This is a genomic window from Gorillibacterium sp. CAU 1737 (genome assembly GCF_039888655.1).
Classification (GTDB): domain Bacteria; phylum Bacillota; class Bacilli; order Paenibacillales; family NBRC-103111; genus Gorillibacterium.
Genome location: NZ_JBDQQO010000005.1, coordinates 232,301 through 251,152, shown reverse-complemented (window position 1 = coordinate 251,152; position 18,852 = coordinate 232,301). Strand labels below are relative to the sequence as shown.

Here is an 18,852-nt window from a genome sequence, read left to right as displayed (position 1 = left end):
CTGCTGCCGGAGCAAGCCTTCGCGCATTCCGATAGGGGATCGCATATTGCCTTCCCGCCAGAAATAACGGCGGCATGTACACAACCTCCGGCTCAAACAGCAAGCCGTTCGAATAACAGCCCAATCCCTTCACGTTCAACGCAGGAATGATTTGAGGGGCACCGGATTTTTTCGGTAATCACCGGGGGTGAGGCCAAATTCATTCTTAAACGCTCTGCTAAAGCTCTGCTCGTGCTCAAACTGACAGCGCAGCGCGATCAGCAAAATGCTGCTGTCCGAGTTTAGTATCTGCTCAGCCGCATAAGCTAATCGTCTGGAGCGAATGTAGGTCGCGAGAGGCAAATCAAACGCAAATTTAAAGAGCCTTTGCGGGTGGGCTTTCGACAGGCCCAGGCAGGCGGATAGGGAAGCAATGGAGCTCTCGGAGTCGGCCGAGATGTCGATTTCGATCTTCTGGATCAGGTTGTGAAGGAACTCAGCATCCATCGGGTTATCATTCCTAATCAGGAAGTAGGTTTGCTCACAGCTTCTCTACGGTTTCCTTAAAGCACGCGAGTCTGTTTTCATAGAGAAGCGGATCTGTTTCATAATTCAAATGATCCAGACCGATCCATACATGAAAGGTGTTTTCGAATGTGTGGAAATCGCCAATGGAATGATCGGTTCGGTAGTGCTCCATAAATGCATTCTTGAACGCTGTATACTCTGCATCGTTGTAGTAAAATTTCATCCAGTACGTCATTCTGGATAGATCCGCAATCCAGTTATAAGACATGGCGTCATCCCAATCAATTAGCGTAAGGCCTCCCTGAGGATCAATCATGACGTTCTTGGTGGACAAGTCGCCATGATTTAATACGGCGGGAAGGCTTTCGCATAACCGAAGCCGGTCCATAACCGGTTTCTTGATCTCCTGCAAGTGGCTCTCTTCAAACAGCCTCTTGCTGATCAAATCACTCGAAATTTCGTCGTATTTCTCCTCCATAAATTCAATGAAGGAGCCGCAGCTTGCAATGCCACTGCCTATGTAGCCATAGTTTTCGATTGGGATCCGATGTACCCTTGAAACCAAGCGTGCGAACTGCTTATAAAATTCCTTTCCCGATTCCAAGTCAAAGTTCCGATGATCCGCTGTAACGCCTGGCAGACATTCCTCGAGCAAATATCCGTTCTCAAAATAAGGATCGCATCGATCAAAGGTGATCAGCTTGGCGCAATCGATCTGATGCTCAATCAGCTTCCGATTGACGAAAAGAAGCTTTTCATCCTCGGGCCACGATCTTTGCTTGTATTGTTTGAAAATATACGGCTTGGTTCCCACGAGGAGCTTATAGACGTAGTTATTCGGGACGTTTTCCATTTTTTCGATCTTATCCACTTTGGCATGCAAGAGTTCCTCCACTTTCTCTCTGATGCGAGTGGTCCGTTGTTCTTCCATATTCCTCCTTGTCCTCCCTTATCATTGACGTTACTGAATGATGATTCCCATAAGCCCTACAAAAACGGGAGCTTGATGACTAGCAATCAGACAACCATCTAAATCCTCCGCATCCACACTCAACGTATCAAAGTGACAATCGCTCAGATCGACTCCCTTTAGCTTCGCCCCGTTTAGAAAAGCTTGATCCAGATTACAACGGGTAAAGGCTATCTTTTGAAAAGCAGCCGTGTAAAAGTCAGCGCTGATGAAAGAGCAATCTTCAAAGCTTGCCTGCTTAAAAGACGCGTAACGAAAATTCGAATAATCCGCGATACAAGTTAGAAAGCGGACATGTTGGAATCTGCTTTTGGAGAAGTCGGTTCCAATGAGTTTGCAGTTTCTAAATTCAACACGATGAATAAAGGAAGAGGAAAAGGTTACATTTGAAAAATCGCACTTCTCGAAAACAACATCGGTACACTCCATTTGCTCCAACGAGGATTCCGAAATGGTTACATTTCGAAATACCATTTTCTCAAAGGAAACCCTGACCGCTTCCTGATACTCCAGTGCACAATGTTCCATGACCCCATTGCTGATTTCATCTTTGGATTCCAAGGAGTCAATCGTCGTTGCTTCTAACAGCTCAACTGAACATTTAGGCTGTTCTATTTTCAAGTCCATCGTTTCCTCCAGGTTACGGGTATCTCGTATTCTAATTATACGACAAAGCAGGGTCTGATGTTTTTAAGGCCGTGAAGAGGGTTTTGGAAGGTTTTGCCGAATCCTTCTCTCTACCTATAAAATCACAGCAGGAGGGAATTCATAAACGTGCAACGAGATACTAGAACGACTGGCAATCCGCCCAACAGAGCAACGTCAGTCAATCCGTCCAATAGGGCAACACCTGCTCAAGCGGCAAACCGAACCGCGAACAGTCCATCCCGAGTAGGGAGCCCTGTCAGCCCTTCAGGCGGGACAGGACGTCCGTCGAATCCTGCAGGCCATCCCAATACGGTGGTTTGCCGAAAATGCAAATCCCCGCAGATTGTTGCCAATAAAAGAGGGTACAGCTTTGCGAAAATGTTCAAAACGCTGGGTTGGATGGCCTTATTTCCTATCCTTCTATTGGTGGGCGGGGTGCTTGTGACTTCACTTTTCTTGACGAATGTGAAAGTGGGCAGCGGCGGAAGTGGCATGAGTGGTAATTCGCTTGATGGTCTGGTCGCTATCATTGGAGTCATTTGTTGGATTTCCATCAGTTTGTCATTGCCCGTGAGTATTCTGGTCGGCTTTGCCGGGAGAAGTGAACTCGTCAACGGTTGCATGAACTGCGGTTTCAAATGGAGACCCGGAAAACGAAAGTAAATAGAGCAGGCCTTCTACGAAAGGGTAGAAGGCCTTTTTTATCATCACGCTTGGGGATGGGTCAATTGGAAATGGTCGGCTAGAGCTTGCAAGACCTCCTCACGAGTATCAGAGATCGTATCTTGGCGAACAAATGTAAAGAATCCGCTCTCGGTAAACTCGTCGATCTGATTGCCTTGAGAACTCTATTTGCACATTGCCACTCTCCGTTTCCAACGAATCATTCCAGTTTTTTTCTCATCACGATTTGACCGTCCTGCTTGGTCACCTCGATAAATCCAGCCTTCTCATACAGCCGAATCGGGCCATTGAAATCGTAATCCACCCGTTCCTCTTGCACCTGGGCATACGCTTCCACCGCTGTAAAGCCCTCCGCTCTTGCATCAGCGCAAACCTTCTCCAGGAAAGCAGCAGCGACACCCTTCCCGCGATAATCCGGTGCGATGGCAAAACAAACGATCGACACGGTCTTGCCACCATTGCTTTGGCGAGCCGACTCAGGAATCCAGTTGGCATAGCGGTCCCTGTCTCCCGCATTGCACCATCCGATGGCTTCATCTCCGTCAAACGCCAAGTAGCCGTGTATCTTCCCTTCGGCTAATAAGTCTACCGCGTACCGACGGAGGGTTCCCTTCACATCGTTTCCAAACTCACTTATCATCTGCTGCTCGGTCGAAGGGTCCATACTCGGCCCTGTGCAGTAGCAGGGGCCGCAAGGGTTGTTGTCTTCAAACGCACGATGGTCAAAGAAATCGAGATAGTCCGATGTTAAGTCAGCCGTTAAAGGCTTGATAACCAAATTCATAGCGAATCGTCCCTTCCACATTTTATGCCAAATCTATCACAGATCCTGCGACAACCCTATGGCATTGTTCACATAAAATATGTTGATAATAGAAAAAGAAAGCGATATTCATAGAAAGTAGCAGGTCATTTTTCTAAGATCGGAGGAAACGGAAATGTACGCAGAAACAGAACGTTTGCTCGTCCGCGACTTTGGTTTAGAGGACGTGGAAGCTTTGGCCAAAATCAAATACGATCCGCAGGTGGTGGAGTATCTCCCGGGCTTCATTAAGCGAGACGCGAGTCATCAAGAGATTAAGGAAGCCATTGCGTACTATGATCGCGTAAAGGGGACAGGGAATTACGAGGAGGAGGTTCTTTATGCGATCGTTCTTAAGGAAAGCCAGGAGATCATCGGCGTGATCACGATATCCGACTCTTCCTTCTTGTATGAACTCCAGGTTGGGTGGGTGGTACGAGGGGAACACTGCGGAAGAGGCTACGCTTCAGAGGCAACGATCGCGTTGACCGACTATCTGTTCCATTCCGGTCACTATGACTATCTCATTGCCGTTATGGATGTCGACAATCCGGCATCCTATCAAACCGCTTTGAAAAGCGGATTTTTGCTGTTCGAGAAAAGAACGGTGTATGATTACAAATACGGAAGATACTGCGACGACTATTATTACTTTCGAAAATTCAATCCGAACTCAAAGGTAAAATATCGATTTTATGGTGAATTAGAGTATGATGGTCGACACTCATAAATGGAGGTACTCCTTTTGGAGCACCTCTCATTTTCACAATGTACTGCGTCGTAGTTCATAGAAGTACTGCACGATGGGATGCTTTCCTTTCATCTTCTCGGACATGTTTAAAATTCGTTTTTTTCCCATTCTCCTGTCCACGATAGCGAGAATATTCAATAAGATCTCCTTGCTCTCGAAGTTTTCCTCCAAAGACGTAGATAAAAACTTAGTTGCGACAACGGTAAAATTGGATCTGCTTAAGGATGCCTGTGCGGACAAGAGTTCCTTCGCAAGCTCGGTTATCTTCCTATTTCTTGCAATCACGGATAACCGATCTTCCGGTACGGTTCCCTTGGTCTCTTTTCGGATCGCTTCCAGTTCCTCCTTGCTGATGGGGACCTGGATATCCGGGTCATTCTTAACTTCCTGTTCCGTCTGATACCAGCGGATGGGGTTCGTTCGATCATTCATATTGAGTATGTTCTTCTTATCTACAACAAGATAACAATTCCCTGCTTTATCGGATAAATAGCGGTAGCTGGTTGCTCCGTATTCGACTCTACCCTGTAAGGAAGGACTGAGAAAACTCTCCAGCTGCTGCTTCAATTTGCTCCAAGACATGGTTCCTCCTACTTCTCAAGGCCTTCTCCCGAATTGACGGCTGTCAGGCCTTCCATACTAATTATTTTTATTCTGTCTTAGTGTTTCCAATCTTTTTGCCCGCCTAACCGCTTCTTGTAAAAACTCCTTCGCCGTTAAAGCCTCGTAATCCCAATTCATGGCTTCTATCGCGGTTGCTCCCGTGTAATTCGTTGCTGCAATGTTCTTCATGGTGGTAGACCAATCAATCGATCCGTCGAAGGGTAATCCGTGTTGAGCATGGCTTCCGTTATCATCATGCAAATGCAGGGCCATCAAACGGGACCCGTACAGGGATAACAAATCTTGGTCCGGATAGTAGTGGTCGTGATGTCCACTATCGTAACAGAACCCGATCCGCTTGGAATCTACTTGCTCCAGTACATAGGCCAAATTGGTGAGGTTCCATAAGTTCTCCAGCGCGACCTTCACGCCAAGTCGCTCCGCCATATCCGCCATTGTCTTGATACGGTCTAGCCCTATTGCCGTATGCGGATGGTTCTCATCGGGCAGATGCACCACCATCGTCGAAATCTCAAATTCCGCGCAATCTGCAATACCTTGCAGATAACAATCGGCTAAGGCTTCCCCGTCCAGATTGTCCAGCCAGAGGTCATTTTGGTTCTGGACCGGCGCATGGATATTCTCAATAAAGAGCCCCGCTTCTCGCGCCATTTGCGGCCCGTTGCGGTAATCGCCTCGACCGGAATGGTCACGACCGAAGCCATCGCTCCACCACAGCATAACACCATCAAATCCGACTTCTTTTATTGCTTGGTAACGCTCCTTTATGGGTAGTTCATAGCCAAACCAATCATAAATGGTAATCATAGTCCGCTCCCATTCGCCCTATTGAAATTTTTGAGATACCATGTGGGTACAGGGTTATGCATATTGTTAAACCATTTCAATACTTCCTGGGTAAGCTTCAAAGTAACCGTACGTCCAAAATCTGAGTTGGCCGCCCAAGATGAAAGTAAAGCATTGTGGACGATCCTTCAAGAAATGGCGGCTTTCCTCGACATAAGCGAAAAAATGAGCGTCGCCGTCAATACGCAAGCCACACTTGTTATATTCCCATAGTTTCCTATCTATTTCACGGTTAAATTTTTCTGCCCATTCCTCTTGTGGTTCTGCTACGGGAATCGTATGTATCTTTTTCGCAATTTCACCTGACTGCAGCCCCAACGTATATTGCTCCGTTTTAGAAAGCAAGGTTTCCGACGACAAGGGCAATATGGTTTCTAAATCTACACCGTCAATCCAGCTTTGGATGGAATAAACGCCATCTTCGCAAGTACCGAACTCTATAGGAAGGCACATGGGAATATCCAATGCGGCAATCTGTTCCATTACAGAGAAGAGCCTTCTTTTGGTTTCATACTGAGAAGAAGGCGAAATACGGAGCAGATAATTTGTTCCGCCCGTTGTTGTGACGCAATATTTTGATCTTCCGACCAGCCTTTTGTGATCGGTTCCTTTTTCATAATAGATTCGTATACGATTCCAGTCGACATAGCCTTCTCCTCCAGAATGTGGCGCTGAACGGCCGTCCCGCATTGAAACTCACCTACATCTTTCACGTATATCCCTAATATTACTAGCGAAGAGGTCACGTATATGTCCGTTTTGAAAAAACGAAAGTGGATGTTAGGGTTGTCTGCCTTAGTCCTTATCGTTGTCGTTGCCATTACCATTTTCCTGAATATCATCATTCATTCGAATGTACCCAAACTTGCAGATGGAAGCATTGAGCAGCGGTATGCACAGCAAGGAAGGTATCCGGTAAAAATTGAAGAGGTTAAGGGCACGCACGGAGAAGCGTTATTTCGAATATACTACCCAGCCTTTCAAGGAGACGAGTCCTATCCTATTATATCTTGGGGAAATGGAACAGGGGCCACGCCGGATCGATATCATGAGCTCCTCACTCATCTTGCTAGCTGGGGATTCATTGTTATTGATTCCTATAGCACGACAACAGGAACAGGCCAAGAAATCGTGGATGCGATTGAGTATTTGAATAATGAAAACCAACTGGCAAATAGCTTGTTTTATCAAAAGGTGCAAATGGAGCAAATTGGAGTAGCCGGACATTCACAGGGGTCTACCGGGGTTATTAATGCTCATACCAACTATACAAGCGGATCGTTGATAAAAACCATTGTATCCATCGCTCTCCCGGATTTGAAGTATGCGGATCCAGAAGATGTGTATGATACAGCACGTATTGCCGTTCCTTTCCTTATTATGGGCGGTACACGGGATTTTCTAATCTCGCCGGTCTCAACGAATAAAGTAGCCTTGCACAATACGAACGCAAGTACGCCCGTAATGATGGGGATGGCAAAAGGGGCGGCTCATACAGCGATTGAAGGCAATGGAGGCAATCATAGAGGGTATTTGACAGCTTGGATGAGGTACTGGCTGTTGGATGATCAGGAAGCCATGAAGGCCTTTCATGGGGATGCTTCCGAAATGATGCATAATCCAAATTGGGTGGATGTTATCCAAGCAAATATGGATAGGTAATAAATCGTTTACTCCGTGACTCTCTTCAACTCAAATTGCGTTGCTTCCAGCATCAAGATCAGTCTATCATGATTCACATCCATGAAGCTCACAGGGATCGCAAGTCCGGTAGAAGAGTCGGAGACGCCTAGTATTCTTACCTCATCATTCATGCTTAGACTTGGCATATCGATTTTGTCGACTCGATAAAAGGAGTCCTTGTTATAATGGATTTCTCTAATGGAATAGAGCGGAGCTTTTAATTCATATTGATAAACCGGATAGTGTTCAAATCCTTTTGATGAATAAGAGTCTTTCGTGATTACAATTTCATTCCCAATGACGTTCTGTCCGGTTGGATATTCAGACGCATCATTATAAGAGTTTGCAAAGCCTAACAGCTTCTCAACCTTCCAGGTTCCATAGAAAAACGACTCCGTGTCCTTATCCAAATCCATGCTCCCTACATAAGGTTCCGTCGTATTCCTCGGAATAAGATCCTCTTCTATTCCGGCCTCCATGGATGGTTCAACCGTAGGGGGACTCGTTGAAGCTGCAGCATCTTGATGCTTTGATCCCGATGCAGGACTACACCCAACCAAACTGACGCACAAGATCGAAATGATCAAAATTGTTTTGATCTTCATGATTCACCCTCCAAGAAGAAGTCAATTTCCGGTATTTGCTAACACAAGAATGGACGGATTCCCCGTCTCTTTCGTTGCAAGAAAAAAGATGACTCCTGTGTATACAGGGATCATCTTCTCACCATTCCTTATTCTTCCACACCATCATTTCCCGAAGACAACTGGGCAATTATTTCACGGGATACCAACACGAGACGATGCTATTCATTTCCGCTTCGACCTTCGGGTCCGGCTTCCCGATTTTGCCGTCCGGCGAAACCTCGAATTCCCCGGAAATGGCTCCGTTCCATGTGTATCCTAGTTTCATCCCTATCCGGTGGCTGTCAAATGCTTCTCCCCTCGTATGCTCTAAAATCAACCATTTTGCCGTGTCTATCGTTCTTATGTACAGATCATGTTTCATAAATGCCTGTAGATCCGTTATATCGGATTCCATAAGGCAAAACGAACGCCGCCAGCCGCCTCTTATCTGGGAATCCATATCCATCGAACCAAAACACAGAATCGGCGCTCCGCACTTTCTATATTTATTCAGAATAGCCAGACGCCCGTCGGTCTTTAGCTCGTTCTCAAATTCTTCAGGGTTGTTATCCTGAGTCATAATTTTCGTAAATCCTAAGATCTTGAACTTGTTTTTGGTCACAATGCTCGCATGATACCCGCATTTCTCTTTACTTCCGGGAATTTCAACGGGTATATCTTCCGAAGGCACATAGGGTTTAATCGGCGTCAAATAATCAATCTGTATTTCAAAGCCGGGGTTCTGGAAATTGTAGAAGTTCAGTACCTCTTCCAAGTCGAGCCACATGCCGCCGAAGCTGTCGATTTCATTCATTGGCGGTTCACAACGCGCCAAGTTCCCCTCATAATCGACTTGATAGTTGTGGCTCTCATTGACCCAATCCTGCAGGCCAAGCACTTCGTATCCGTGATCCCCAAGAACATAAGCGGCGTATTGCCCTCCATGGAACTTTTTCTTGACGAGCGGATCGGGGAGCACCCATTCATCCGGAATGGATACCCATATCTCATAGCCAAAGCTTGTCCCCGTCGCGTTACTGTAGTCGATCTTGAAAAGCCGCAAATCGGGCTTATGCCTTACCAAATCGCTTTTCTTCACGAAATCGGTTATCGCCTGCCATGCCTTTTCTTCCGCTTTCTCTCCGGAAAAATAAGCGGATGCTACAGTCATCGGCGGAAGATACACGACCCGTACATCTTTCAGCTTGTTTAATACCTCCGTTGCTTTGTTCAAATCGTTCAGGGTCATGCTTTCTTTTACGTTTCTTTGGATCAAGGAGAGGGATCCAGCCAAATGAGCAATCGAATCATCACCTAAAAAATCAAGCTTCAGGTGAAGATCGGCGGCATGTTCAAGCTCTCGAATAAATTCGGCCAATATCTTTCTAATGGTCGATAGAGCGGTCAATTCGCTGTCCAGCTCCGATATATTTTTCTTAAAAATATCAATGACGGTTACCGCATCCAGGCTGTTCATAATCACGCAGATCTGCTTGACCGGAATTTGCAATTTTCGCAGAATGACAATCTGCTGCACGCGTTTTAGTGCAGCCTCATCGTAAAGCCTGTAAGCGTTATCCTTCTTTCTGATGCTTTGGATAAGTCCGACTTGTTCGTAATAACGCAGCATCCTTGGGGAAATATCATACCCTTTTGATACTTGACTGATCGTTTGTAATTCCATGTACAACCTCCTTTTTCCAACACTTTACAACGACTATAACAGTTGCCATCGTGTCAATGTCAAGAAGGACTATAGAAAAAATACTCTCTCTCGTTATTTTCTTCATCCAGGCAGCTCAAGAAATGGGGTCAATCTTCCCAGTAGAATAACGCATCGAATACCCGATACCCCTCATTAGTTACTACCGTTCTAATTTTCGTTTCAAATGATAATGGTTCCTTTACGAACCTCTTAGTCAACACCTCAATCTTATACTTTGCAAGCTTCTCCTTAATAAATGTTAATTCTTCCTCCCATCTTCCTGATGGGGGATCACCAACTGAAGATGCACTTAACATGCCATAGCTTCCATGTCCGTTACCTATCGTTTTTTGATTTGGCCCGACGATAGCAACGGGAGCGTGCTTGCATAAGTCGCAGTAATTCACGACTTGCTTATTGATCATCTGAAAGTATCATAGCGATCCCTTCTTTTTTAGTATTTTGTTCAGGAGTTATCCTCCAATAAGAGGATGGCTTCTCCTTGCTGTTGCCTTATTCGAATGTTTTCTCTGCCCCAAGCGCACATCACATCAACGATCTGATTGGCCGTAATTCCATACTCGGTAAGGCTGTATTCGACCTTCGGCGGCATCTGCTGATGGACGTAACGCCTAACGAGCCCATCCTTTTCAAGCTCGCGAAGCTGCTGGATCAAGACCTTCTGGGAAATCCCCTGGATGCTGTGCTGCAATTCGCTTGTCCTCTTCGTACCGGTCATCAACATGCATATGATCAGCGCCTTCCACTTTCCACCGATGATCTCCAGAGTCGCCTCAATACCGAGATTATAGTGCTTCATAAGGATTCACCTCGTCCCCAATGATCTCGTCAAAACATCCTAATTCTTCATTGTGGCATGGAATTCGATGCCAATCCAGTACGCACTTTGAAGTAACCTTCTGACTTATTTGTGTGTATTTTCATTCCTTCCAGCCTACAGCATAATAAGGAGCGGAGGAGAACCATGGCTCTCCCATTGAAGATACACGTTAGCTATTGGGTTTGGGAAGGGAGATTTCTAATGAAAACACTTGTGATTCTGGCACACCCGCATCTGGATGCTTCGAGAGTAAACCGGAGATGGAAAGAGGAGCTCCTGAACTATCCAGACGAGATTACCCTGCATGAGCTTTACCATGAGTATCCTACTTGGACGATTGATGTTTCGAAAGAGCAAGCCTTAGTTGAAGCCTACGACCATGTGATCTTTCAATTCCCGTTGTATTGGTACAGTTATCCGCCTTTGTTGAAAAAGTGGTTTGACGATGTCTTTGCTTACGGATGGGCTTATGGGTCAACTGGTGACAAGCTAAAAGGGAAGAAGATGGGACTGGCGATGTCCATCGGCGACAAGAAAGAAAATTATCAGCCCGAGGGCTCGGTTTCTTTTACGGTGGAGGAAGTGATCGCGCCTTTCAAGGCGAGCCTGAGGCACGTGGGCGCTGAGGCACTCCCCTATTTTGCAGTCTTTGGGGCCTCCTTTCAGGCCAGCGATGAGAAGATTGATCAAAGTGCGATCTCTTATATTGACCATCTCTTTAGGTACAAAAAGTAACAGGGCTTTCTTGCAGCAATTAACCGGTTCTGCAAGGTATTTTGGAGCAAGCGGTGCTATACTTCCTTTGAGGTGGTAGAAATGGAATGGTTGGACAAAATGAACGAGGCGATCACCTACATAGAGGACCACATAAAGGAAAAGGTAGACCTTTCGAGAGCCGCGCAGATTGCTTGCTGCTCCTTATCCCGCTTTCAACGAATGTTTACGTTTGTAACCGATGTCTCAATTGCCGAGTACATCCGATGCAGAAAAATGTCATTAGCAGCAGGAGATCTGCTGGGTAGTGACATCAAAGTTATGGAGCTTTCCATGAAATACGGCTATGAATCCCCGGAGGCTTTTACCCGTGCATTCCAAGCGTTTCATGGTTTCTCGCCTACAACCGTTCGGAAGCTTGGTACTTATACCCACTACCCGCGCCTTTCTTTCAAGATCACGATAAATGGGGGAAATGTTCAAATGGGGACCAAACCGTTGGTACGGATGGAGGAGCATAGCGGGGGCCGCGTTGTCTCTTTTTTTGTTGACTGTCGTGGGCCTGAGGAAGCGGCTTGGAATTTGCTTCGGGAGTGGGCCGTTGCTCAATTAAGCGATTATCCAGCACGGAGATACATGGGATGTGCACCTAAGGGACATCACCCCAAAGGGCAAGAACATCGGTCCGATGAAGGTCCCGGATCTCACGAGTATATGGCGCAGATGTTCCTATTGGAGGATGAGGGGAAAAGCGATACCTTCTTGGGAGCCCCTGTATGCGATGCACCGAAAGGACTATTTCTCGTGGGTGATGTGGTAATGAATGAATTCCAACCTGACGGTTCGATCGACATTGGGGCATCCATGCAGAGAGCCTTTGGGGTAATGGCGGAATGCCTAACCGATATGGGCGGGTACGAATTTGACCTAAAGGAAAGGCCCTACTTCGAGGAGCATGTGTTTTCAAAGGAATGGTTCAGCGGGGAAGGCGATTTGGCTGGATTCAAGCTGTGGCTGCCAATCAAGAAGGATCTTCAAAGAAATGATTAACCCAGGTATAGCACTCCTCTAGTTCTTCGTCCGAAACGAGATCAGACCGATGCTCGAACATGATCTTTACGCTCTTATTCTCTTGGATGATAATGTGCAAATACTCTTCAATGGGTGCCCAACCCTCACTTGGCGTTTGACTGGGCAGCACGGGATATCGACTTTTTACAATATGATTACCCTCCGTTATTTGGACGTTGGACAAGTGAATCGTATCTGCAAACCTTGCATATTTCTTGATTGCGAATTTGGAATCAAAGGATGGATCCACTTGATCCTGCAAAAACAACCTCGCTGTATCAAGGCAAAGCCTAATGTCGCTGTATTTCTCCAGCAATTGTTCAAGGAAATCATCGTTGTAGAGATACCGATTCAAGGCATCTAACTCTAAGATAGGGGTAAAATGGTACTCTCGCCCTTTTTGGGAAAGCCACGCAAATAAGCGTTCACTGGCTTCCTTGAAGTCCTGGAAGGAACATGACGATTCATACTCATACTCACTTCTATCTTCAAAACGCCAACTGCTCCAATCAACCCGAAATAATCTAACTCCTGTTGAATAAGATCATAGGCTTGCAATCTGACCGCACGATCACTGGACAGAAAAAGCGCATCCCTAATCCTTGAAATTCCGGCTCGTAAAGGGAAATGCACTCCTATTTGAAAACCTACTTGTGTTGCTTCTTGTACCAAATTCGCAAGATCCTGCTCATGACGAAACAAGCAGGCTTCAATCCCATAAAACCCTTCCCTGAAGTCTCTGTTGTACTTCTTATAGTCGAAGCTTCCGTATTGACCGATGATAAATCGATTCATAGGTAACCCCAACTCCTTTGCTTCATCCAGTCCTCGAAAAGGTCCTCTTTCATTATCAAAACACCGTGTTTCAACTTCGTTGTAGAAAACGCACTGCCAATTTTACTTTCAAATCGACGAAACGCTTCAGATCCTACAATGCTAAATGGTTCCGTCGATGGCTGCTGGCCATTCGACACGATCTTTAAAGGCACAGCTTCCCCTAACTCATGATAGGTTTGAACGGTGTTAACCACAAATGAGTCCGCGAGCTTCACAGAAAGGTTCAGGAGAGGGAGTACCTTCGAATTGTCGTATTTCAATAATTTACGATCCAAGAAAAGATCAGCTTCCGGGACAATCAAATGCAAACCAATTTCGTCGGATTGATACATCCAAAATAGGCGGAGATGACGGTATAAATCAGAATCCAGAAGAACCTGCTTATAATCATGCTTGACATGCTGGTCATATCCTAGTTCGAATTTCTTAGCAAGGAGAGAGGCATTCCAACGAATGATCTCTTCTAACGTATTCTTTTCCGACATCCAATAACCTGTTTTAAAAGGGAAGCAGCTAAATACGACGCTATAGATCTCGCTTACAAAGTCCTGTGTGAACGTCGAATAGGGAAAAGAAAACTCAACTGAAAGATATGCTGGCATCGAAGGCCCTCCTTTTGCAAACTTGCTCATCTCGCAAATTGGTTCCAATAAAACTTCGATTAAACTCTATTATCAATTAAATTGCAGACATCATCGCTGCCCACTTATTACGAAATATTGAAAATTATATGAATTGCCACATTAAGTAGAAATACATAAGAAAAAGCCCACACGATATCCTCGTATGAGCCCTCTGACAATGTAAATAAATGTGGCTCTAAATCACTTATACTGTCATTGGACTGAATTCATTAACTCGTAGAAGTATTTAGGTTCATGCGTTTTATTAAGACGATACCAAGCATCTAATGTTTTGGGAGAACCCACATCTAGCGCTTTTAAAACATGAACAGAAAATTCTAATGGAGCTACTCCGGATGCGGTGATCAAATTCCCATCGGTGACAGCAGATTCCACTTTGTAATAGTCTTCGCCCGTGTAAGAAGGGCAAATCATTTTCAGGTAGGCCAGATCATTGCTTGTGTGCCAACGTGAATCTAACAATCCTGCTTGAGCAAGTCCCAAGGTAGCACCGCAAATGGCTCCAACGACGATCCCTTCCTTTACATACCTCTCGGCCATTTTTAATATGGGCACGTGAACAGCTTCTGTCCATGTAGTTCCACCAGGTAAAATCAGTGCATCTACGCCTTCCATGCTACACTCATCCACTTTCTGGTCAGGCATGATTTTCAATCCGCCCATAGTCGTGACTGGGGACTTTTCTAGTCCAACGGTGACGATTTTTACTGGAGCCAACCCCGGTCTAAAGTATCTTCCAGAGTTCAATTCGGCGGTTACATAACCGATCTCCCAATCGGACATGGTATCAAACACATAAAGATAGACGGTACTATTCATGTTTAGGTCTCCTCATCAAGTTCATTAAGTATTAGCAACCCTTTATCTGTCTGTCATGAGTAGCTATTCGTATAATAAAACAACTTTACTGACAACGGCTGTCAGTGAAGTTGTTACCCTTGATAATATTCCATTAACTCTGAGGCAACCTCCACAAGTTTAAGCTTTAGATTCTGTGGCTCTATCACTTGAATGGATTTCCCATAGGGAAGGATTATATTCGGAACATATGTATACAAGGATTCTTCCTCAAGTAAAAAAACAGCTTGCGTCGATGTCCGCTCCTGCAAATGATGTTCCAAAAACCAGTGGATGCATAAATCATCCAACGCCTCTGCCCTGCCACCAACAATGAAAGAAATGAATCCGGATTTATCTACTGCATCTGGTAACAGATTATTCATAAAGAACGCACGCGCTGAAAATTCATGGGGACGCCTAAATGAGAATGGCGTGCGTGTGATGGTCAGAATTCGTTCTACCCGAAAGCTGCGGATCTCATTCCGCAGGTGGCAATATGCAATCGTGTACCACTTGTTGTTCCAATTAACCACGCCATAGGGGTCTATTACCCTATTGGGGGACTGCTCTTCATGACGGGTACGATATGAAATTTCGACAGACCCTTCATTTGCTACCGCGTGCTCCAATTCCTGCAATACCGGCTGAACCGCGGGGTATCCCCTGCGGTTTATTACTTCAAATCCGGCTAACTGATGGCTTAGTATCCGTTCCTGCTCCTGATTTGAATACATTTTCAACTTGGATGTTGCCTTCTCTAATGCCTCACTCAAAGGATATCCGGCTTCTTGTGCAAATCGGGCAGCATGAAGCAGTGTCTTTTTTTCATCCATACTAAATAGCAGAGGAGATTTGATAAAATGGTGCAGCAGGCTATACCCGCCATTGTGCCCTGTGTCGGATATGATCGGGACACCACTGGCACATAATGCATCCATATACCGATAAACGGTTCTTATATTGATCTCTAACTTTTCCGATAGTTGCTTCGCAGTCCATTTCTCCCCCGAATTCAACATCCATAGAATAGTTAGTAGATTATCATTTTTTGACATACCATAACCCTCACGTTACTTAGATTCATAATACTCGGCTTTCATGCGAAGCCATTTCATGATTACCTTCTTAAATACATCTGTCTCCACCACACATTCTGAATCTGCACTGTGTGGATCTATAATCCTCACGGATTCCTTTTGGTAATGAAATAACAGGGGCACCCTTCCCATCTACTCGTTAAAAGTTCAAAACGGATTCATCTGGAATCATTTCATGATCCCTCCTTACAGTAACAATCAAACACTGGAATAATGGATTAAATCAAGTTCTAGATCGTTTCGCTTAAATCCATTTTCCTCTATATGGGTTTGGTTCAATCCAAGTTTCATCAATACAGCTGCACTTGCTGGATTTTCAGCTACAGCTTCTGCTTTAATAATAGCATTAGGGTATTCATTCAAGACATAATGCATGATTGCACTCGCTGCTTCGCTTGCATAACCACAGCCCCAGTGAACTCGAGATATTTGATAATAGAGCCCATAAACAAAATTACTTTTATCCATACAAATGCAACCAACCATACCAATCGCTTTTTTATTTTGCAGAATAACAAATCGGTCCATGAAATCTTTGTCTGTCCGATTTATCTGATGTTCAATGAAGTTAATACATTCGTCAATAGTGGTCAATAGAGGTGTAAATGTGTATTTTATTACTTCAAAATCGCTCCATAGTTCAAAGAAATCGTTTGCATAGTTAACATCAAACCCAACCAACTCAAGCCGTTTTGTTTTCAGCATACTACACCTCCAATACTGTGTATTCCTGTTGAAGATAAAAATAAGCGGTGCGTACTTAGAATTGTACACAACCGCTTATCCTTAAGTGTCTTGATAGATATGGATGTTTCAGTTCTTCAACCTTGGGAAACTCTAGTGCGGAAAACATCTAAAGGTTATGGAATTACCATCTGGATCAATAAATGTCATATTCTTTGCTCCCCATGGTCTGAGCGTTGGTGGCTCTGCTATCCTTATCCCAAGTTTCTTTAATCGTTCAAACTCCACATCCACATCATCGACGGTAAAGGCTAGACAGATATTCTGAAAATTTTCTCTTCTTTCTTTTCCGTCATTGTATATTGTTAAAGTCGTCTCTTCGGAAATGATGAATTGGTGTATCTCGTCATCACTACCATTATCAATTTCAAATAGTTCCTTATAAAACTTTGCCAATCGAAGAACATCATTGGTCATCAAACATACTTCACCTATTTTCAATTTTTCACCTTCGAACTAAATAGTTGATTACCCTTACCATCTTTCCTCGCCATCAAGATGACACACTCTCTTAAACGCCTGTATACGCTACTCCATCAATCATCAGAAGGCAATCAGAGTCATAAAACTCGGTTGTTGTTGTCATTCTAGCTGGAAAAGAATCTGTAGCAAAGTAATCTGAAAAGACCTTCTCCATTTCGGGTAAGTCCTTAATGTTTTTTAAGTATACGTGTACCTTTACAACCCTTTCCAACGAAACATCACATTTTTGAAGAGTTTCTTTTAGTCCTGAGAAGGTACTATGTATTTGTTCAGTAAACGTTTTGCCAAACCCACGGTGTAGACCAAGGAATATGTAATCACCTGCTGCAACTGCTTGGGAATAGCTATATTGGGTAGGGATTCTCTTTACCATTTTGTAGTCTCCTTTTCATATAATTTTCTACTACTAGTATAGAACAATTGTTCCCATATGTAAAGTTTCCCATAATTGTTAGCGCACCATTCCCGCTACATAACTCACATGTGGCTATAGAATCAGTTCTTATGGATACAGACCAACCTCTTCGACAGGGATATGGTCTTGAATGCCCCCGAGTGTCCGATCCCTCCAAATCCCGCTCCCTTGTGAAGACAAAAAAATACCCTCTCGATGAAGAGAGGGCAATCCCACATTAACTTCTCATTCGTTATTTCCGTTCTGGAGTTGTCAAGAAAAGTGAAGCTTTCCATTCTTGCGTTGTCATAGCAGCGCCCGGTGCCGCTCATACTCTGAATGGCACCGCGTTTAGCCAGACATGCTCGGAATGCCTGACTTGTGAATTGGCTGCCACGATCGCTGTGATAAATCATGCCGCGCGCGTCTCTTGCCTTGCACGCGTTCTCAAAGGCTTGGATCCAGAGCTCCTTGCGCATGTTGTCGTCCATGGCAAGGCCGACGATCTCTCCGTTGTAACAATCCAGCACCGCGGACAGATAGAGCTTGCCGTCTAAGCAAGGGATCTCCGTGATATCCGATAGCCACTTCTGGTTCGGTGCAGAGGCGCTAAAGTCTCGTTGGATCAGGTTCTCGCTCTTTTGAGCTGCAGCATCCTCGCGTGTAATACCGTTTGAATGCCGGTTCACTTTCTTCAGCAGGCCGTGCTTCTTCATGATGCGGTAGACGGTGCTGTAGCTGGTCGTAATCTTTATTTGTGACAGCGCCAGCAAAATACGCTGGACACCGTAGTTGTTGTTGTCTTCATATTCTTCAATAATTTCTTTGATTTTGACCAGAAGGCGTTGTTTCCGCTCCCCTTTGGGTGTGGGCTTCAAGCTACGATAGTAGCCTGATTCGCTGACAGCAAGTACTTCGCACATCTCCTTGACGGTCCATCGATCCCGTCGTTCACCGATGTAAGCATAGAGATGGCATGCCTTTACCGCTTCCGGTCTTTTGCGAAAAAACCGAGTGCGTCCTTGAGAATTTCATTTGCGCGCCGCAATTCGTTGTTCTCTCTTTCCAATTCGATTTCACGCGCAGTCTTATTGGCAGATGCATAAGCGTATCCGCTTCCGATATGTGCTCCCTCGCCGTGCAGAGTTCTGCGTCTCCTCCAGTCCTGCAAGGTATGGTAGGCTACGCCTAACTGGACGGCGGCTTTCTTTGGTCCCATCTCATCGCTCAATCTTACTGCTTCTTCTTTAAATGATTTGTCATACCGATTCATTGTCTCCCGTCCCCTCGTTTGAATTCATTTTATTTCATACGAGGGTGTTTTTCGACTGTATTTTTATC

The 18,852-nt window shown here is 45.0% G+C and carries 23 protein-coding genes and 1 pseudogene; 4 read left to right on the top strand and 20 right to left on the bottom strand.

Annotation, left to right across the window (positions count from 1 at the left end; all coding sequences use genetic code 11):
• Positions 1-135: 135 nt before the first annotated feature.
• From AAFN83_RS12820 to AAFN83_RS12805, 4 genes are all read right to left on the bottom strand, one after another.
• The gene (locus AAFN83_RS12820) at positions 136-486 is read right to left on the bottom strand and encodes a helix-turn-helix transcriptional regulator (RefSeq protein WP_347769919.1); all 351 of its coding nucleotides are present in this window, start codon (positions 484-486) and stop codon (positions 136-138) included.
• A 34-nt stretch (positions 487-520) separates the two neighbouring features.
• Complete coding sequence (locus AAFN83_RS12815; RefSeq protein WP_347769917.1) at positions 521-1,438, bottom strand: aminoglycoside phosphotransferase family protein; 918 nt, start codon at positions 1,436-1,438, stop codon at positions 521-523.
• A gap of 30 nt (positions 1,439-1,468) precedes the next feature.
• Positions 1,469-2,104: a pentapeptide repeat-containing protein gene (locus AAFN83_RS12810; protein WP_347769915.1), complete on the bottom strand. Its 636-nt coding sequence runs from the start codon at positions 2,102-2,104 to the stop codon at positions 1,469-1,471.
• Between the two features lie 904 nt (positions 2,105-3,008).
• Positions 3,009-3,593 (bottom strand): GNAT family N-acetyltransferase, encoded by a 585-nt coding sequence (locus AAFN83_RS12805; RefSeq protein ID WP_347769913.1) that lies wholly within the window; start codon positions 3,591-3,593, stop codon positions 3,009-3,011.
• Positions 3,594-3,747: 154 nt separating this feature from the next.
• On the opposite strand from AAFN83_RS12805, the gene AAFN83_RS12800 reads away from it, so the two are divergent.
• Entirely contained in the window at positions 3,748-4,341 is a 594-nt protein-coding gene (locus AAFN83_RS12800; protein ID WP_347769911.1) for a GNAT family N-acetyltransferase, read from the top strand.
• Positions 4,342-4,374: 33 nt separating this feature from the next.
• Here the strand turns inward: AAFN83_RS12800 and AAFN83_RS12795 are convergent, their stop codons facing one another.
• The 3 genes from AAFN83_RS12795 to AAFN83_RS12785 form a co-directional block, all read right to left on the bottom strand.
• Positions 4,375-4,944, bottom strand: a complete 570-nt coding sequence (locus AAFN83_RS12795) for an SF0329 family protein (RefSeq protein WP_347769909.1) — start codon at positions 4,942-4,944, stop codon at positions 4,375-4,377.
• A gap of 57 nt (positions 4,945-5,001) precedes the next feature.
• Positions 5,002-5,793, bottom strand: coding sequence for a sugar phosphate isomerase/epimerase family protein (locus AAFN83_RS12790; RefSeq protein ID WP_347769907.1), 792 nt, complete (start codon positions 5,791-5,793; stop codon positions 5,002-5,004).
• Positions 5,794-5,859: 66 nt separating this feature from the next.
• Positions 5,860-6,522 carry a phosphotransferase gene (locus tag AAFN83_RS12785; RefSeq protein ID WP_347769905.1) on the bottom strand — a complete coding sequence of 221 codons (663 nt, stop codon included), beginning with the start codon at positions 6,520-6,522 and terminating at the stop codon, positions 5,860-5,862.
• A gap of 60 nt (positions 6,523-6,582) precedes the next feature.
• On the opposite strand from AAFN83_RS12785, the gene AAFN83_RS12780 reads away from it, so the two are divergent.
• Positions 6,583-7,494 carry a poly(ethylene terephthalate) hydrolase family protein gene (locus tag AAFN83_RS12780; RefSeq protein WP_347769903.1) on the top strand — a complete coding sequence of 304 codons (912 nt, stop codon included), beginning with the start codon at positions 6,583-6,585 and terminating at the stop codon, positions 7,492-7,494.
• 8 nt (positions 7,495-7,502) lie between these two features.
• On the opposite strand, the gene AAFN83_RS12775 is transcribed toward AAFN83_RS12780, so the two are convergent.
• The 4 genes from AAFN83_RS12775 to AAFN83_RS12760 all read right to left on the bottom strand — a co-directional run bounded on the left by AAFN83_RS12775 (position 7,503) and on the right by AAFN83_RS12760 (position 10,666).
• On the bottom strand, positions 7,503-8,120 hold the full coding sequence (locus AAFN83_RS12775) for a hypothetical protein (protein ID WP_347769901.1): 618 nt from the start codon (positions 8,118-8,120) through the stop codon (positions 7,503-7,505).
• Positions 8,121-8,289: 169 nt separating this feature from the next.
• A complete protein-coding gene (locus AAFN83_RS12770) occupies positions 8,290-9,825 on the bottom strand; it encodes an effector binding domain-containing protein (protein ID WP_347769899.1) in 1,536 nt (511 codons plus the stop codon).
• Positions 9,826-9,953: 128 nt separating this feature from the next.
• Positions 9,954-10,271, bottom strand: coding sequence for a hypothetical protein (locus AAFN83_RS12765; protein ID WP_347769897.1), 318 nt, complete (start codon positions 10,269-10,271; stop codon positions 9,954-9,956).
• Between the two features lie 41 nt (positions 10,272-10,312).
• Positions 10,313-10,666 (bottom strand): winged helix-turn-helix transcriptional regulator, encoded by a 354-nt coding sequence (locus AAFN83_RS12760; RefSeq protein ID WP_347769895.1) that lies wholly within the window; start codon positions 10,664-10,666, stop codon positions 10,313-10,315.
• Positions 10,667-10,888: 222 nt separating this feature from the next.
• Here AAFN83_RS12760 and AAFN83_RS12755 point away from each other — a divergent pair, with 222 nt between their 5' ends.
• Complete coding sequence (locus AAFN83_RS12755; RefSeq protein WP_347769893.1) at positions 10,889-11,422, top strand: NAD(P)H-dependent oxidoreductase; 534 nt, start codon at positions 10,889-10,891, stop codon at positions 11,420-11,422.
• 81 nt (positions 11,423-11,503) lie between these two features.
• Entirely contained in the window at positions 11,504-12,451 is a 948-nt protein-coding gene (locus AAFN83_RS12750) for a helix-turn-helix transcriptional regulator (RefSeq protein ID WP_347769891.1), read from the top strand.
• A 387-nt stretch (positions 12,452-12,838) separates the two neighbouring features.
• On the opposite strand, the gene AAFN83_RS12745 is transcribed toward AAFN83_RS12750, so the two are convergent.
• The 9 genes and pseudogenes from AAFN83_RS12745 to AAFN83_RS12705 all read right to left on the bottom strand — a co-directional run bounded on the left by AAFN83_RS12745 (position 12,839) and on the right by AAFN83_RS12705 (position 18,784).
• A complete protein-coding gene (locus AAFN83_RS12745) occupies positions 12,839-13,267 on the bottom strand; it encodes a hypothetical protein (RefSeq protein ID WP_347769889.1) in 429 nt (142 codons plus the stop codon).
• Positions 13,264-13,911, bottom strand: a complete 648-nt coding sequence (locus AAFN83_RS12740) for a hypothetical protein (protein ID WP_347769887.1) — start codon at positions 13,909-13,911, stop codon at positions 13,264-13,266. Before AAFN83_RS12740 ends, AAFN83_RS12745 begins: the two co-directional genes overlap by 4 nt.
• Before the next feature lie 234 nt (positions 13,912-14,145).
• Positions 14,146-14,772: a type 1 glutamine amidotransferase family protein gene (locus AAFN83_RS12735; protein WP_347769885.1), complete on the bottom strand. Its 627-nt coding sequence runs from the start codon at positions 14,770-14,772 to the stop codon at positions 14,146-14,148.
• A gap of 113 nt (positions 14,773-14,885) precedes the next feature.
• A complete protein-coding gene (locus AAFN83_RS12730) occupies positions 14,886-15,848 on the bottom strand; it encodes a helix-turn-helix transcriptional regulator (RefSeq protein WP_347769883.1) in 963 nt (320 codons plus the stop codon).
• A 240-nt stretch (positions 15,849-16,088) separates the two neighbouring features.
• Positions 16,089-16,595 carry a GNAT family N-acetyltransferase gene (locus AAFN83_RS12725; RefSeq protein WP_347769881.1) on the bottom strand — a complete coding sequence of 169 codons (507 nt, stop codon included), beginning with the start codon at positions 16,593-16,595 and terminating at the stop codon, positions 16,089-16,091.
• Between the two features lie 132 nt (positions 16,596-16,727).
• Entirely contained in the window at positions 16,728-17,075 is a 348-nt protein-coding gene (locus AAFN83_RS12720; RefSeq protein ID WP_347769879.1) for a VOC family protein, read from the bottom strand.
• Between the two features lie 70 nt (positions 17,076-17,145).
• The gene (locus AAFN83_RS12715; RefSeq protein WP_347769877.1) at positions 17,146-17,490 is read right to left on the bottom strand and encodes a RidA family protein; all 345 of its coding nucleotides are present in this window, start codon (positions 17,488-17,490) and stop codon (positions 17,146-17,148) included.
• 122 nt (positions 17,491-17,612) lie between these two features.
• Positions 17,613-18,482: pseudogene (locus AAFN83_RS12710) on the bottom strand (IS3 family transposase); the annotation flags it as partial.
• Between the two features lie 11 nt (positions 18,483-18,493).
• Complete coding sequence (locus tag AAFN83_RS12705; protein WP_347769875.1) at positions 18,494-18,784, bottom strand: transposase; 291 nt, start codon at positions 18,782-18,784, stop codon at positions 18,494-18,496.
• Positions 18,785-18,852: the final 68 nt, after the last annotated feature.